The organism is Rhodococcus tibetensis, from assembly GCF_024438035.1.
Lineage (GTDB): Bacteria > Actinomycetota > Actinomycetes > Mycobacteriales > Mycobacteriaceae > Rhodococcus_F > Rhodococcus_F tibetensis.
Genome location: NZ_JANFQF010000005.1, coordinates 62,567 through 77,711, shown reverse-complemented (window position 1 = coordinate 77,711; position 15,145 = coordinate 62,567). Strand labels below are relative to the sequence as shown.

The 15,145-nt window shown below is 65.5% G+C and carries 13 protein-coding genes; 10 read left to right on the top strand and 3 right to left on the bottom strand.

Translation table 11 applies throughout. From position 1 onward, the window contains the following. The first annotated feature begins 74 nt into the window (after nucleotides 1-74). The 4 genes from NOF53_RS07370 to NOF53_RS07355 all read left to right on the top strand — a co-directional run bounded on the left by NOF53_RS07370 (nucleotide 75) and on the right by NOF53_RS07355 (nucleotide 3,685). Nucleotides 75-965 carry a TIGR01777 family oxidoreductase gene (locus NOF53_RS07370; protein WP_255966842.1) on the top strand — a complete coding sequence of 297 codons (891 nt, stop codon included), beginning with the start codon at nucleotides 75-77 and terminating at the stop codon, nucleotides 963-965. Between the two features lie 47 nt (nucleotides 966-1,012). After that, nucleotides 1,013-1,792 carry a lipoyl(octanoyl) transferase LipB gene (lipB, locus tag NOF53_RS07365; protein ID WP_255966840.1) on the top strand — a complete coding sequence of 260 codons (780 nt, stop codon included), beginning with the start codon at nucleotides 1,013-1,015 and terminating at the stop codon, nucleotides 1,790-1,792. A gap of 51 nt (nucleotides 1,793-1,843) precedes the next feature. Further along, nucleotides 1,844-2,854 (top strand): lipoyl synthase, encoded by a 1,011-nt coding sequence (gene lipA / locus NOF53_RS07360; protein WP_255966838.1) that lies wholly within the window; start codon nucleotides 1,844-1,846, stop codon nucleotides 2,852-2,854. 72 nt (nucleotides 2,855-2,926) lie between these two features. Then, on the top strand, nucleotides 2,927-3,685 hold the full coding sequence (locus NOF53_RS07355; protein WP_255966836.1) for a DUF4191 domain-containing protein: 759 nt from the start codon (nucleotides 2,927-2,929) through the stop codon (nucleotides 3,683-3,685). A gap of 76 nt (nucleotides 3,686-3,761) precedes the next feature. Here NOF53_RS07355 and NOF53_RS07350 read toward each other — a convergent pair whose 3' ends face one another. After that, entirely contained in the window at nucleotides 3,762-4,238 is a 477-nt protein-coding gene (locus tag NOF53_RS07350) for an RDD family protein (RefSeq protein WP_255966834.1), read from the bottom strand. Between the two features lie 212 nt (nucleotides 4,239-4,450). On the opposite strand from NOF53_RS07350, the gene glnA reads away from it, so the two are divergent. The 6 genes from glnA to NOF53_RS07320 all read left to right on the top strand — a co-directional run bounded on the left by glnA (nucleotide 4,451) and on the right by NOF53_RS07320 (nucleotide 11,158). Further along, entirely contained in the window at nucleotides 4,451-5,887 is a 1,437-nt protein-coding gene (gene glnA / locus NOF53_RS07345) for a type I glutamate--ammonia ligase (RefSeq protein ID WP_109329159.1), read from the top strand. A gap of 524 nt (nucleotides 5,888-6,411) precedes the next feature. After that, nucleotides 6,412-7,446 carry a putative antibiotic biosynthesis monooxygenase gene (locus tag NOF53_RS07340; protein ID WP_255966831.1) on the top strand — a complete coding sequence of 345 codons (1,035 nt, stop codon included), beginning with the start codon at nucleotides 6,412-6,414 and terminating at the stop codon, nucleotides 7,444-7,446. Nucleotides 7,447-7,544: 98 nt separating this feature from the next. Next, nucleotides 7,545-8,195 carry an ABC transporter permease gene (locus NOF53_RS07335; RefSeq protein ID WP_255967209.1) on the top strand — a complete coding sequence of 217 codons (651 nt, stop codon included), beginning with the start codon at nucleotides 7,545-7,547 and terminating at the stop codon, nucleotides 8,193-8,195. Next, nucleotides 8,188-9,399, top strand: a complete 1,212-nt coding sequence (locus NOF53_RS07330; RefSeq protein WP_255966829.1) for an ABC transporter ATP-binding protein — start codon at nucleotides 8,188-8,190, stop codon at nucleotides 9,397-9,399. Before NOF53_RS07335 ends, NOF53_RS07330 begins: the two co-directional genes overlap by 8 nt. Continuing rightward, nucleotides 9,396-10,166: an ABC transporter permease gene (locus NOF53_RS07325; protein ID WP_255966827.1), complete on the top strand. Its 771-nt coding sequence runs from the start codon at nucleotides 9,396-9,398 to the stop codon at nucleotides 10,164-10,166. The genes NOF53_RS07330 and NOF53_RS07325 overlap by 4 nt, the downstream gene beginning before the upstream one ends. Beyond that, complete coding sequence (locus tag NOF53_RS07320) at nucleotides 10,166-11,158, top strand: glycine betaine ABC transporter substrate-binding protein (RefSeq protein WP_255966825.1); 993 nt, start codon at nucleotides 10,166-10,168, stop codon at nucleotides 11,156-11,158. Before NOF53_RS07325 ends, NOF53_RS07320 begins: the two co-directional genes overlap by 1 nt. Before the next feature lie 3 nt (nucleotides 11,159-11,161). On the opposite strand, the gene NOF53_RS07315 is transcribed toward NOF53_RS07320, so the two are convergent. Both NOF53_RS07315 and NOF53_RS07310 read right to left on the bottom strand, forming a co-directional pair. Then, nucleotides 11,162-12,127 carry an endonuclease/exonuclease/phosphatase family protein gene (locus NOF53_RS07315; RefSeq protein ID WP_255966823.1) on the bottom strand — a complete coding sequence of 322 codons (966 nt, stop codon included), beginning with the start codon at nucleotides 12,125-12,127 and terminating at the stop codon, nucleotides 11,162-11,164. Continuing rightward, nucleotides 12,124-15,138, bottom strand: coding sequence for a bifunctional [glutamine synthetase] adenylyltransferase/[glutamine synthetase]-adenylyl-L-tyrosine phosphorylase (locus NOF53_RS07310; protein WP_255966821.1), 3,015 nt, complete (start codon nucleotides 15,136-15,138; stop codon nucleotides 12,124-12,126). Before NOF53_RS07310 ends, NOF53_RS07315 begins: the two co-directional genes overlap by 4 nt. Nucleotides 15,139-15,145 lie beyond the last annotated feature (7 nt).

Sequence of the window (15,145 nt, the reverse complement as noted above, 5' to 3'; positions counted from 1 at the left end):
GGTTCGGATTTCGCGCAGGGGCACCATTTCACTCAGGAATGGTGCCCCTGCCCTTGTGAAGGAGGCTGTTGCACATGCGAGTGGTCATCGCCGGCTCCTCAGGGCTGATCGGAACTTCGCTCGTCTCGTCTCTGCGTAGTGACGGCCACGACGTCGTGCGTCTGGTGCGACGGGCGACGGCAGGCCCCGACGAATCGCGGTGGGATCCGCAGAAGGACCGCCTCGACACGGGCATTCTCGCCGACGCCGACGCGGTCGTGAATTTGTGTGGTGTGGGCATCGGCGACAAACGATGGACCGGGGCGTACAAGCAGCTGGTTCGGGACAGCCGCATCGCGGCCACCGACGTGCTGGCCGAGGCGGTCGCAGAATCTCGGGTCCCCGTATTCGTCAGCGCCAGCGCGGTCGGCTACTACGGCGACACGGGCAACCACATCGTCGACGAGGATTCGCCGTCGGGTTCCGGATTCCTGGCGGACACCTGTCGTGACTGGGAGGCGGCCGCGGCTCCTGCTGTCGCGTCCAATGTCCGGACGGTCCTGGTCCGCAGCGGGATCGTCCTCTCGCCGCGCGGAGGGCTGCTCGGCAAGCTGCGGCGGCTGTATTCGTTGGGCCTGGGCGGGCGGCTCGGCGACGGCCGCCAGTACCTGTCATGGATCTCGCTGGAGGACGAGGTGGATGCCATCAAGTTCCTCCTCGCCCACGACGACATCGCCGGACCGGTCAATCTGACCGGACCTGCACCCGTCACCAACGCCCAGTTCAACAGTGCTGTGGCGCGGACGCTGCACCGTCCCGCACCGTGGATCGTTCCGGGTTTCGCATTGAACGCGGTGGTGGGCGAGTTCGCGCGGGAGGGCATTCTCGCCGGGCAGCGCGCCATTCCTTCCGTCCTGGAAGCCTCCGGCTTCTCCTTCCGCCACAACACGATCGGTGAGGCACTCGATGCCTGCCTCATCCGGTGAACGAGGTCACTTCGGCCGGCATGTCCGCCCGGCGTAACCTCTAGCGCATGAGCAGCGCGACACTTTCGGCCCGTTTCAGCCGCGACCCGATCACCGTGGAACACCTCGGCCGGATCGACTACCTCGATGCGTGGGATCGTCAGCGCGCACTCGCCACCCAACGCGCCGAGAACGTCGGAGCCGACACACTGCTACTCCTCGAACACCCGCCCGTGTACACCGCCGGGCGGCGGACGGAGCCCGAGGACAGGCCGAGCGACGGCACCCCCGTGATCGATGTCGACCGCGGCGGGAAGATCACCTGGCACGGTCCGGGACAGTTGGTGGGCTACCCGATCGTGAAGCTGGCCGAACCGGTCGACGTCGTGCGGTACGTGCGCCGGCTGGAGCAGGCACTGATCCTCGTGTGCACCGACCTCGGCCTGGAATGCGGTCGCGTCGAGGGTCGTTCCGGTGTGTGGTTGCCTGCCTCCCTGACCGACGGGCAGTGGCTGCCCGAGCGCAAGGTCGCCGCCTTCGGAGTGCGGGTGCAGCGTGGTGTCGCGCTCCACGGCTTCTCGCTCAACTGCAATTCCGTTCTCACGGGGTTCGACAACATCATTCCGTGCGGCATCCGCGACGCCGGTGTCACCTCTCTCTCGCGCGAACTCGACCGTGACGTGACGGTCGAGGAGGTCACTCCTGCGGTGACCGACGCGGTCGTCGCTGCACTCGAAGGCACACTGCCGATCACCGACCACAACATCGAGCGGGTCGAGTTCGACGCTGCTGCCGCCGCCGAGACCTCCCCTTCGGGGCCCACCTTCACTACTGTTCAGTACGGCTGACGAGCGTCCCCGGCCCGCTGGGCGACCCGGGCCGGGCGTACCATCGGTTCCGTGACTGTGGCCCCAGAAGGACGCAAATTGCTCCGCCTCGAGATCCGAAATGCGGAGACCCCAATCGAACGCAAACCGAACTGGATCAAGACGAGAGCAAAGATGGGCCCGGAATACTCCGAGCTCAAGGGCCTCGTCAAACGCGAGGGTTTGCACACCGTCTGCGAAGAAGCCGGCTGCCCAAACATTTACGAATGCTGGGAAGACCGCGAGGCGACCTTCCTCATCGGCGGCGAGCAATGCACCCGCCGCTGCGACTTCTGCCAGATCGACACCGGCAAGCCCGACGATCTCGACCGTGACGAACCGCGCCGGGTCGCCGAGTCCGTTCAGGCCATGGGACTGCGCTACTCGACCATCACCGGTGTCGCCCGTGACGACCTCGAGGACGGTGGGGCCTGGCTCTACGCCGAAACGGTGCGCCTGATCCACCAGCTCAATCCCGGCACCGGCGTCGAATTGCTGATCCCGGATTTCAACGCGAAACCCGAGCAACTCGCCGAGGTGTTCTCGACGCGGCCGGAGGTGCTCGCGCACAACGTCGAGACCGTGCCCCGAATCTTCAAGCGCATCCGTCCGGCATTCCGCTACCAGCGCAGCCTCGACGTGATCACCGCGGCGCGCGAAGACGGTCTCGTCACCAAGTCCAACCTGATTCTGGGAATGGGTGAAACTCCGGACGAGGTCACCCAAGCCCTGCACGACCTGCACGACGCCGGCTGCGACATCATCACCATCACGCAGTACCTGCGTCCTTCGCCGCGGCACCACCCCGTCGAGCGTTGGGTCAAGCCCGAGGAATTCGTGGAGCATTCCACCACCGCGGAACAGATCGGCTTCGCCGGTGTCATGGCCGGGCCACTGGTCCGCTCGTCGTATCGGGCCGGTCGGCTCTACGCGCAGGCGATGGCGCACCACGGCCGTGAACTGCCCGCCGGGCAAGCGCATCTCACGGAGGGCGGCAGCGCGTCGCAGGAAGCGAGCTCCCTCATGGCGCGGCTCGCACGGTAGCCCGCCGCGGCCGCGGTGACCAACACCGGACGGGTCATCGGTCCCCACTGCCAGGCACGTATCCTGAACAGCATGGCGAACGGCAGTAAATCTGGTAAAGCGGGCAAACCCGGCAAGGAAGCGAAAGCAGCCGCCAAGGCAGCTCGCAGGCAGGCGTCGAAGGAGCGTAGAACTCAGCTCTGGCAGGCCTTCCAGATGCAGCGCAAGGAAGACAAGCTTCTGCTGCCGCTCATGCTCGGCACGCTCGTCGGACTCGCGGTGGTGTTCTTCCTCGTCGGTCTGATCTGGGGCATTCAGTGGCTTCTGCTGCCCATCGGTCTCCTGCTCGGCGTCCTCGGAGCTTTCATCATCTTCGGTCGGCGGGTGCAGAAGACGGTGTACGGAAAGGCCGAAGGGCAGGCGGGCGCTGCCGCGTGGGCGCTCGACAACATGCAGGGTGCTTGGCGAGTGACCAGTGCTGTCGCCGGTACCACTCAGCTCGATGCTGTGCACCGCGTGATCGGACGCCCCGGCGTGATCCTCGTCGCCGAAGGCTCACCGCAGCGGGTCAAGTCGCTGCTCGCCCAGGAAAAGAAGAAGACCGCCCGACTCGTCGGTGACACACCGATCTACGACATCGTCATCGGCAACGACGAGGGTCAGGTGCCGCTCTCGCAGCTGCAGAAACACTTGAACAAGCTCCCGAAGAACATCGACACCAAGCGAATGGACGCCATCGAGTCGCGTCTCGCCGCACTGAGCAGCCGCAGCGGTGGTGCGGCACTGCCCAAGGGGCCGATGCCGGGCGGCGCCAAGATGCGCGGGGTGCAGCGCACGATCCGTCGTCGCTGATTTCGCTGGTCCCACAGCCCGATGCCGGGCCGATGCAGTCGCACTGCAGCGGCCCGGCATCGGCGTTCTGAGTGAATCAGCGTGTGCGCACGAGGGCGGTGCCGGTGGCGCGGTCCTGCATGCCGCGGCCGTCGACGTCGGTGATGGTGCCCGGCACGACGAAGACGAGCAGGGCCTGGCGCACCAGCGCGCGGACGAAGCCGACACGTGCCGGACCGTCTACTCGTGCCACCCGCATACCCAGGCACAACTGGCCGGGGGTGAAGGAGAACAAGGTAACGGCCGCGATTCCGACGACGAACCACACGAGCAACGTGACAGTCGACAGCGGTCCTTCGAGTGGATTGTCGCCGATGATGAGCGCGGCAACGCCTGCCGATGACACCCAGTCGATCATGAGGGCGGCCAGACGGCGCCCGGTGCCGACGAGTGCGCCGGGCCCGCCAGCCGGCAATCCGAGGCGTTCACCTCGATAGGACTGTTGCGCCTCGGGTGCCCCGTTCGGTAGGGCAGCCGAGGGTCCGGAGAGCCAGGAGCCGGTGATACGTGCCATGCTGTCCAGGATAGGCGTCGCCGCTCGGGGCACCTCACACTGGACTTTGGGGCTGTGTGCGCAGTCACACCCGGTTGTAAAAGCCCAGGACGTTGCAACGCGTAACATGCCGGAAACAAAAGGTTGACCAGCGGGCAACACCAGGTCCATACCGTCTGGCACGACGAATTCGCCAATATCTACTTGGCTGAAGCGACTTAAGGAGCACAAGCGTGGCGTTCACCACGGCCGAAGAGGTCATCAAGTTCATCGCGGACGAGAACGTCGAGTATGTCGACATTCGGTTCAGTGACCTTCCCGGCGTCCAACAGCACTTCTCGATCCCGGCCTCTGCGTTCACCCAGGATGTCTTCGAGGACGGCCTCGCGTTCGACGGTTCGTCCGTCCGCGGCTTCCAGTCGATCCACGAGTCGGACATGATGCTCCTCCCCGACGTCGCAACCGCGCAGATCGACCCTTTCCGTGCCGCCAAGACACTGAACGTGAACTTCTTCGTCCACGACCCGTTCACGCGTGAGTCCTACAGTCGCGACCCTCGCAACGTCGCACGCAAGGCCGAGGAATACTTGAAGTCGACGGGTATCGCCGACACGGCGTTCTTCGGCGCCGAGGCCGAGTTCTACATCTTCGACTCGATCCGCTACGACTCCCAGATGAACGGCTCTTTCTACGAGATCGACTCGGTCTCCGCATCCTGGAACACGGGCGCCGAACTCAACGCCGACGGCAGCCCCAACCTGGGCTACAAGGTCCGCCCCAAGGGCGGCTACTTCCCCGTCGCACCGTACGACCACTACGTGGACCTGCGTGACGAGATCTCCACCAACCTGCAGAACGCCGGTTTCGAACTCGAGCGCGGTCACCACGAGGTCGGCACCGCCGGCCAGGCCGAGATCAACTACAAGTTCAACACGCTCCTCGCGGCCGCAGACGACCTGCAGCTGTTCAAGTACATCGTGAAGAACACCGCGTGGAAGCACGGCAAGTCCGCGACCTTCATGCCGAAGCCGCTGTTCGGCGACAACGGCTCGGGCATGCACGTCCACCAGTCGCTGTGGAAGGACGGCAAGCCGCTGTTCCACGACGAGGCCGGCTACGCGGGTCTGTCGGACATGGCGCGTCACTACATCGGCGGCATCCTGCACCACGCTCCGTCGCTGCTGGCGTTCACCAACCCGACCGTCAACTCGTACCACCGTCTGGTGCCGGGCTACGAGGCCCCCATCAACCTGGTGTACAGCCAGCGCAACCGCTCGGCCGCGGTGCGTATCCCGATCACCGGTAACAACCCGAAGGCCAAGCGCCTCGAATTCCGCGCCCCCGACTCCTCGGGTAACCCCTACCTGAACTTCGCGGCGCAGATGATGGCCGGCCTGGACGGCATCAAGAACAAGATCGAGCCGCAGGCTCCGGTCGACAAGGACCTCTACGAGCTCCCGCCGGAGGAGGCCCGCAACATCCCGCAGGCCCCCACCAGCCTGTCGGCAGTGATCGATCGCCTCGAGGCAGACCACGACTACCTCACCGAGGGTGGCGTGTTCACGTCCGACCTGATCGAGACCTGGATCTCGCTCAAGCGTGAGCAGGAAATCGCTCCGGTCAACCTCCGGCCGCACCCCTACGAGTTCCAGCTGTACTACGACGTGTAAGTCGCAAGAGCCCGCGTTCGCGCGGGATTGTTCTCCCGAACGAGCCCATCCGTGGCGTCGGCTGCATGCAGCTGATTTCCCCGGGTGGGCTCGTTCGTCTGTGGCACTTGTTTCACTCCAGGCAACCCGGGTAACCGCGACACCAGGCGTTCCAGTGTTCCGGACCATTGGATCGTCCAGGCGGCGCCGGTTCAGAAGTCGAGGCGGCGCCGCCGCCTCATCGTTCCTGCAGTTCCTGGAGCACCTCCTCGGCGATTACTCGCAGCTTGATGTTGCGGTTCTTCGACTCGATGACCAGCACCTCGAAGGCTTCGTCTGCCGAATCCCATTCGGAATACAGGCCGTGAAGCGCGTCTTTTCAGCGCGTCGAACTGGTGGTCAACGAGTCCGTTCACGCCAACTCCGCTCATCATGGACCTTCCGTGATTCTCCGACCCTCTCCGCTATCCGTCACCGCGACGGACGTGGATGGGCCCAGTTCCGACAAGTGGAGGAAATTCCGCGCCGCCGCCGAGACCGGCGATATGATCCGACAAACCCGGTCGCACACTGCCCTGGCCGAACCGATGGGGGTGAACGCGGTGCCTCGCTCCGCCCGCGATTCGGCGCAATCGCCGGTGTCGATCATCTTCCAACGCCGGATCGACGACGCCAGTTTCGACGAGTACTGGCGCTGGGAGCTGCGGTCGGCCGAGATCCTGTCGGGTCGTCCAGGATTCATCGATCAGGACGTCATCCCACCGTCTCCGCCCGTACAGGACGACTGGGTGACCGTCCAGAGGTTCTCCACACTCGACGACGCCAGAACGTGGCTGGACAGTGACGATCGGACCGCCCTCGTCGCGGAGATCAAGCACGCGTTCATCGGCAACGAGGACGTCCATCTCCTGACCGGTGAACAGACCGCCGCGCAGGCTGCGTCATCGGTGGTCATCTCCTGCCGCATCGATCCCGAGGACGAGTCCGCATTTCTGGATTGGCAGCGTCGGATTTCCGCCGCCGAGGCCCGGTTCGTGGGTTTTCGCGGGCACAAGGTGGAGCGGCCTGTTCGGGGCGTCACCGAGGACTGGACGATCGTTCTCAGCTTCGACACCGAGGACAATCTCGAGCGATGGCTGAACTCGGCGGAGCGCGCCGAACTCCTCGAACAGGGCGCAAAGTTCAATCAGGACCTTCGAGTCCGCAGGGCCAGTTACGGTTTCGACTTCTGGTTTCGCGGGGCGAAAAACGTACAGTCCGCGGAGGTTCCGGTCGCGCGAAGCAACCTTCTGGTGCTCCTGGTGTTGTATCCGCTGGTGGTGATCTGGGGCCATTTCGTCAGTGCTCCGCTGATCGAGGCTCGTGGGGTCCCGGTGGCCGTCGCGCTGTTCATCGGCAACGTCGTCACCACCCAGATCCTCGGGTGGTGGGCGGTCCCGGCCGCCTTCAAGGCGTTCGGTTGGTGGATGGACCCGGCGATTTCCCCCAGTCGACGCAATCTCGGATACGCCGTGATGATTGCACTCTTCGGTGTCTCCATCGCCGTGTGCACCCTGCTCTTCGCCATTCCCACCACCTAGCCGAGATTTCGCATTCCCCTGCGCACAGGCCAGGCGCATAGCACTGTGAAATTTCCACGGACAGGTTTCGACGGGGTGAAAGGTGTCGGATATTGGACATCGCGCAGCTGTGGGATTTCGTCTCCGCCCGGAAGCAGCAACTGCTCACCGACTCTTATCTGCATGTCAGCGCCGTGGTGCAATCGGTGATTATCGCCACGGTTTTCGCGGTGGTCATCGGCATCCTCGTGTATCGCAGTCCGGCGGGCTCGGCCGTCGCCACAGCACTCGCGAGCACCATCCTCACCATCCCGTCGTTCGCGTTACTCGGACTGCTCATCCCCATCCTGGGCCTTGGTGTGGCCCCCACCGTGACGGCCCTCGTCCTGTACGCCCTGCTGCCGATCATCCGGAACACGATCCTCGGGCTGTCTTCGGTGGACCCTGCGGTGACGGACGCCGCACGCGGTGTCGGCATGAGCCGAGTTGCTGTTCTCAGCCGGATCGAACTTCCACTCGCGTGGCCGTCGATTCTCACGGGTATGCGGGTGAGCACCCAGATGTCGATGGGCATCCTTGCCATCGCGGCCTACGCCAAGGGTCCCGGACTGGGCAACCTCATCTTCTCCGGGCTTTCGCGGGTGGGAAGCCCCACCGCGATACCGCAAGCCCTCACGGGCACCGTTCTGATCGTGCTTCTCGCTCTCGTGCTCGACGGTCTGTTCGTGATCGTCGGCCGACTCACCACCTCCAGGGGGATCCGTGACTGATCTCGACACCGCACGCACCGGCACCGACACGGTTTCGGGCGTCGACATCGTCCTCGAGAACGTCATCAAGAGCTTTCCCGGCCAGAACCAGCCGGCGGTCGACAACGTCTCGATGCGCATCCCGGCCGGCGAGATCGTCGTGTTCGTCGGCCCGTCCGGGTGCGGTAAGACTACGACGATGCGGATGATCAACCGCCTCATCGAACCGACGTCGGGAAAGATCACGATCGGCGGAAAGGATGCGCTGTCCATCGATCCCGACAGGTTGCGACGGGGTATCGGCTACTCGATCCAGCAGGCCGGGCTCTTCCCGCATCTGACCATCGCCAAGAACGTCGCGACAGTGCCCGGGCTGATCGGCTGGGACAAGAAGCGAATCATCGAACGCACCGACGAGATGCTCGACCTGGTGGGACTCGACCCCGACGTGTACCGGGACCGCTATCCCCGGCAACTGTCGGGTGGGCAGCAGCAGCGGGTCGGGGTGGCCCGCGCCTTGGCCGCCGATCCGCCGGTCCTGCTCATGGACGAACCGTTCGGCGCGGTGGATCCGATCACGCGTGGGTTGCTGCAGGACGAACTGATGCGACTGCAGTCGGATCTGGGCAAGACGATCGTCTTCGTCACCCACGACTTCAACGAGGCCGTGAAGCTCGGCGACCGCATCGCCGTTCTGGGGAATCAGTCACACATCATGCAGTACGACACCCCCGATGCGATTCTCGCGAATCCGGCGAACGACATGGTGGCCGGGTTCGTCGGCGCGGACGCATCGCTCAAGCAGCTGACGCTGACCAGGGTCCGGGACGTGCCACTCCTCGACTGCCCCACCGCGTATGCCGACGGTTCGGTCGAAGAACTGCGGGCGGCGATCACGCCACGCAAGATCAAGTGGGGTCTGATCCTCGACGCCCGTGATCGTCCCATCCGCTGGGTGTCTCCCGGCCACCTGGCGCACGCCACCTCGCTGCACGACATCGGTGATCCGATAGACGAAGTGGTCTCCACCCAGTCCACGCTGCAGGATGCGCTGGAGGCGTTGCTCGCCGAGAGCAGTGCCTCGACCGTCGTCACCGGACGGCGTGGCGAATACGAAGGTCTCATCAGTATCGACACGCTGGTCAACCACCTCTCCGCCATGCGGGAGGAGTACGGACAGGACAACGAGGACGAGGAGACGAGCGCAGACGGGACACCGTCATGACCGCGGCCGTGGTCGCGAAGGACGTACCCGCTGCCCGCCGCTCGGAACGTGCGCGACTGCTGGTTCAACCGGTGATCGTGCTCACGCTCGTGGCGGGGGTACTGGGCTGGGCGTTCAACCGAGAACTCACCGCCACTCAGCAGGGCAGCCTGAACGCCGCGAACCTCGCCACCTTGACGTGGCAGCACGTGCTGATCACGGTGGTGGTCGTCGCCATCGTCGTCGCCATCGCCGTTCCACTGGGCGTCCTTCTGACGCGCCCCGGGTTCACCCGGCTGGCACCGATCTTCATCGGTATCGCCAACATCGGTCAGGCCGCCCCGGCGATCGGACTACTCGTGCTGTTGTTCCTGGCTACCAGTACCACGGGGTTCTGGATCGGCGTTCTGCCCATCGCGTTCTACTCGCTGCTTCCCGTGCTCCGCAACACCATGCTCGGGTTGCAGGAGGTCGATCCCGCTGTCATCGACGCCGGTCGTGGGCAAGGAATGACGGCGAGTCTCGTGCTGCGGAAAGTCGAGTTGCCGCTGGCGGTTCCGTACATTCTGGCCGGGTTGCGCACCTCGCTCGTGCTCGCCGTCGGCACCGCGACACTCAGCTTCCTCGTGAGCGCGGGCGGACTCGGCATCCTCATCGACACCGGATACAAGCTGCGCGACAACGTCACGCTGGTCGTCGGTGCAGTACTCGCCGTGGCGCTCGCCCTTCTGGTCGACTGGTGCGGCGCCTTGGCCGAGGAGTTCTTGGGACCGAAAGGACTGCGCTGATGACGATCCGGCGAGGCCTCCGACGCGCCCTTGCGGCAACGGCATTGGTGTGCGGTCTTCCCCTTGCGGCCGGTTGTGGTCTCGAATCCGGTGGCGCGCTCCCGCTGTCCGTACTACCCGGCAGCATTGAGCTCGTGCCCGAACTCGAGGGTGTGAAGATCACCGTGGGTTCCAAAGATTTCACCGAGCAGGTCATCCTCGGCTACATCATCGAATTCGCGCTCAGCGCCGCCGGCGCCGACGTTCGCGATCTCACCAACATCCAAGGGTCGAACAGCACCCGGGACGCCCAGTTGGACGGGCAGATCGACGTCACCTACGAATACACGGGAACCGGCTGGATCAACTATCTGGGTAACGAGAAACCCGTGCCCGACCCCGTCGCGCAATTCGAGGCCGTGCGGGACGAAGACCTCGAACGCAACGCCATGGTGTGGGTGGACCCGGCACCGATGAACAACACGTACGCACTCGCTATGAACAGGCAGACCGCCGAACAGACCGGCATCACCACGTTGTCTCAGTATGCAGACCTGGTCAACCGCGACCCCGCGGCCGCCACGACGTGTGTCGAGACGGAATTCAACGTGCGACAGGACGGGTTCCCCGGTTTGGCCGCCACCTACGGGTTCGATCCCGCGCGGGCGAACCGGCAGATCCTGCAGACCGGGATCATCTATCAAGCCACCGCGGACGGCACACAATGCAAGTTCGGTGAGGTGTTCACCACGGACGGGCGGATCATCGCGCTCGATCTGGTCCTCCTCGACGACGATCGGCAATTCTTCCCGAAGTACAACCCCGCCATCACCATGCGTCAAGACTTCGCCGACGCCCACCCGCAGGTGGCGGAGGTGATGGCCCCCATCTCGGAGGCGCTGACCAACGAGGAGATCACCGAGATGAACCGGCTCGTGGACGTCGAAGGGAAGGAACCAGCGGACGTCGCACGCAACTGGCTGGTGGACAAGGGATTCGTGACACTCCCCTGACAGTCACGGCCCTAGGGTGATTCTCGCGATCAAGCCCCGGTGATCCGAACCGGTGAGCACCACCGACTCCACCGACTGCGCCCGGGCACCGCTCGTGACGATGTGGTCGATCGCGATCATCGGCGGAAAGGGTTGCCGGTCGGCCGGATACGTGTTCTGGATGCCGGCACCCACCTGGTCGGCTGCATCCCGGAAGCGGCCGCTCACAAGGCTGCGGTACTTCACGTGATCACGGGTCGAGTTGAAGTCGCCACTGAGAATCACCGGGCCCGAGTTTTCGGGGATGGCGTCGAGCATGGTCTTGATGCGGTCCATCTCCCCTGCCCACACCGCCGAATCCACCGGCCAGGGTGGAACGGGATGCAGCGCGTAGACGGCAGTACTCGCGCCGCCCGGAAGGGTCACCCGCGCCGACAGCGCCGTGAGCAGGAACTCCTCGTGGTGTACTTGTTCGGACAGCGGATACCGACTCCAGATTCCGGTGCCTACTCCACCGGCCCCGGGCCGCAGGAACGAGTAGGGCAGCACGGACGCGATTCCCGACGCCTCGAGCCGTCCGATGGCCTCGGGTGTCAATTCGTTCACCGTCACGACGTCGACGTCATTGTCCTCGATCTGCCTCGTCAACGACCCCGCGTCTGCGTTGCCGAGCCAGATATTGGCCTGCATCACAGTCACTTCCGGGCCCGACGCCGGCGCCGAACCGTTCGCCAGATACAGCGGCGCCTGCGACAGCGTGGCCACAGCGGCCACCGCAAGGGCCACGCCGAACCCCACCCAGTGCCGGGTCACTCCGAGCACCAGCACCCCCACCGCGGCGGCGGCCATCAAGTACGGCGCGGCCGACGCCAGAACGAGGAGTCGTTGGTTGTGCACATCGAGAAATTGGAGCAGGACACCGAATACCCCGACGAGCACCGCGCACCACCCGAGGGCGGTGAGCGCTCGCACCCCCCAGACAGCGATCACCCGCCGAAGACTCTCTCCACCACAGCTTTGGCCCGTCGGGTGACGCGCAGGTAGTGGTCGAGGAACTCGCCGGCGTCGTCACTACCCCATCCGGCGATCTGCGCGACAGCGGACAGGACGCGACCGGAGCCGGGAAGCTGGTCGGTGGGTTTACCGCGCACCAGCACCAGGCAGTTGCGTGCTTTCGTCGCCGTGATCCACGCGTCGCGCAGCAGTTCGACGTCCGCCTCACTGAGCAGTTCGGCGGCGCCGATGGCATCGAGCGTCTCGAGGGTCGATGTGTTGTGGAGCGACTCGATGTCGTGTGCGTGCCGAAGCTGGATCAGCTGCACAGTCCATTCGATGTCGGCGAGACCGCCGCGACCGAGCTTGGTGTGCGTGGCCGGGTCGGCGCCGCGAGGCAGCCGCTCGGAGTCGACACGCGCCTTGATGCGCCTGATCTCGCGCACTGCCTGCTCGGACACCCCACCCTCCGGGTACCGCGTCTTGTCGATCATGTGCAGGAAGCGCAGTCCGAGGTCGGCATCGCCGGCGACGTGGTGTGCTCGCAGCAGCGCCTGGATCTCCCAGGCCTGCGCCCACTGTGCGTAGTAGGCCTCGTAGGACGCCAGCGTGCGCACCACGGGACCACTACGGCCCTCGGGCCGCAAACCGGTGTCGACCTCGAGCGGCGGATCCGTGCTGGGCGCACCCAGGAGTGAGCGCACCTTGTCGGCCACGACGTTGGCCCACTTGACGGCGACGGTCTCGTCCACGCCCGCGCGGGGCTCGCACACGAAAAGCACGTCGGCGTCGGAGCCGTATCCCAGCTCGCCGCCTCCGAGCCGGCCCATCCCGATCACCGTGAACGTCGCGGGGGCCGGTTCGCCGCGCTCCTTCTCGCTCGCGTTGATCACCGAGGTCAGCGCGGAGTTGAGTACGGCGGCCCACACCGAGGACAGTGCACTGCACACGCCGGGCACGTCGAGCATGCCGAGGATGTCGGCAGAGGCGATCCGGGCGAGTTCGTACCGGCGCAGGGACCGTGCAGCGGCGATGGACCGCGCCGGATCGTCGTGGCGGGCCGACGCGGTCAGAATGCCACGCGCGACGTCCTCGGGTTTCGATTCCAACAGGCGCGGTCCACTCGGCGAATCCGCGAACAGGCGCACCACGTCGGGGGCCTTGATCAGCAGATCCGGGACATAGGCCGAGGATCCGAGCACGGTCATCAAGCGCTCCGCGACGGACGCCTCGTCGCGGAGCAGACGCAGGAACCACGTCTGATCGTTCATCGCATCCGACAAACGGCGGTAGGCGAGCAGCCCTGCGTCGGGATCCGGTGTGTCGCCGAGAAATTCGAGCAACGTCGGTAGCAGCAGCGCCTGGATCCGGCCCTTGCGGGACGCACCGCTCGTGAGGGCCGTCAGATGTCCGAGCGCGTTCTCCGGTGCCGTGTATCCCAGCGCAGCCAACTGCCGGATTGCCGCGTCGGGACTGAGCCGCAGAGCGTCCTTGTCGATCCGTGCCACCGATTCGAGCAGTGGACGGTAGAACAACTTGGCGTGCAGGCGCCGCACCCGATGCGCGTTGCGCTTGATTTCGGCATTGAGGACACCGAGGGCATCCTTGCTGCCGTCCGGCCGCATGTGGGCGGCGCGCGCCAGCCACCGCAATGCTTCCTCGTCCTCGGCCGACGGAAGGGTGTGGGTGCGTCGCAACTTCTGCAGTTGCAGCCGATGCTCGAGTAGCCGCAGGAACTCGTACGACGCTGCCAGGTTCGCGGCGTCGTCGCGCCCGACGTATCCGCGCGCGGCGAGCGCCGTCAATGCGTCGATGGTGCTCTGCACGTGGAGTGCCTCGTCCGCACGACCGTGGACGAGCTGGAGCAGCTGCACCGCGAACTCGACGTCCCGCAGGCTGCCCCGTCCCAGTTTGAGCTCGCGCTCGCGCAATTCGGGCGGAACCATCTCCTCGACCCGCCGGCGCATGGCCTGCACCTCGGGAACGAAGTCCTCCCGCTCGGAGGCGGTCCACACCATCGGGCTGAGGGCCTCGACGTACTGCCGCCCCAGCTCCAGATCGCCGACCATCGGTCGAGCCTTCAGCAGCGCCTGGAACTCCCAGGTCTTGGCCCACCGCTTGTAGTAGGTGACGTGGGATTCGAGGGTGCGCACGAGTTCCCCGCGTTTGCCCTCGGGCCGCAGCGCCGCATCCACGTCGAAGAACGCGGTCGATCCGATACGCATCATCTCGCCCGCGATCCGGCTCGCGATCGAATCGGCCGGTTCCGCGACGAAGACCACGTCCACATCGCTGACGTAGTTCAGTTCGCGCGCACCGCACTTGCCCATCGCGATCACTGCGAGCCGCACCGGGCACGGCGCTTCCGGGCACACCGCAGCGACCGCGACCGCAAGGGCGGCATTCAGCGCGGCGTCCGCCAGATCGGACAACTGACGCCCGACGGTCTGGTACGGCAGTACCGGTTCGTTCTCCACTGTTGCTGCGAGATCCGCGGCGGCGAGGAGCATGAGCTGGTCACGGTAGGTCTTGCGCAGTGCGGCGACAGCCTCCGAGCCGGTAACGGCGGCCCGGTACAGGTTGGCGCCCGGATGGGCGCCCTCCTCCGGGTGAGCCTCGACGGACGCCAGCATTCTGGCGGTCGCCTGTTCCTTCGTCGGCAGAGTGACGTCGCCCGCGAGGCTGGTCCACAGCGCAGGGTCGGCTACAAGGTGATCACCGAACGCGCTCGAGGCACCCAGCAAGCCGAACAGTCGCCCGCGCAGGCCCTTGTCGGTGCGCAGGGCCTTGTCGAGAGCTTCCCATCCGCCGCCCAGACCGTCCTTCAGTCGCACCAACGTGCGCAGCGCGAGGTCGGCGTTCGCGGCGCGGGAGAGGGACCAGAGCAGTTCGATGCTGTCTTCGCCCACCCAGCCCAGATCACGAAGTTCGGTGGGAGCGGTCGGCTCGACTAGACCCAGTCGACCCGGCCCGGGAACGGCAGACCGCGCTGCCGGAGGCTTCACCATGTTCTTG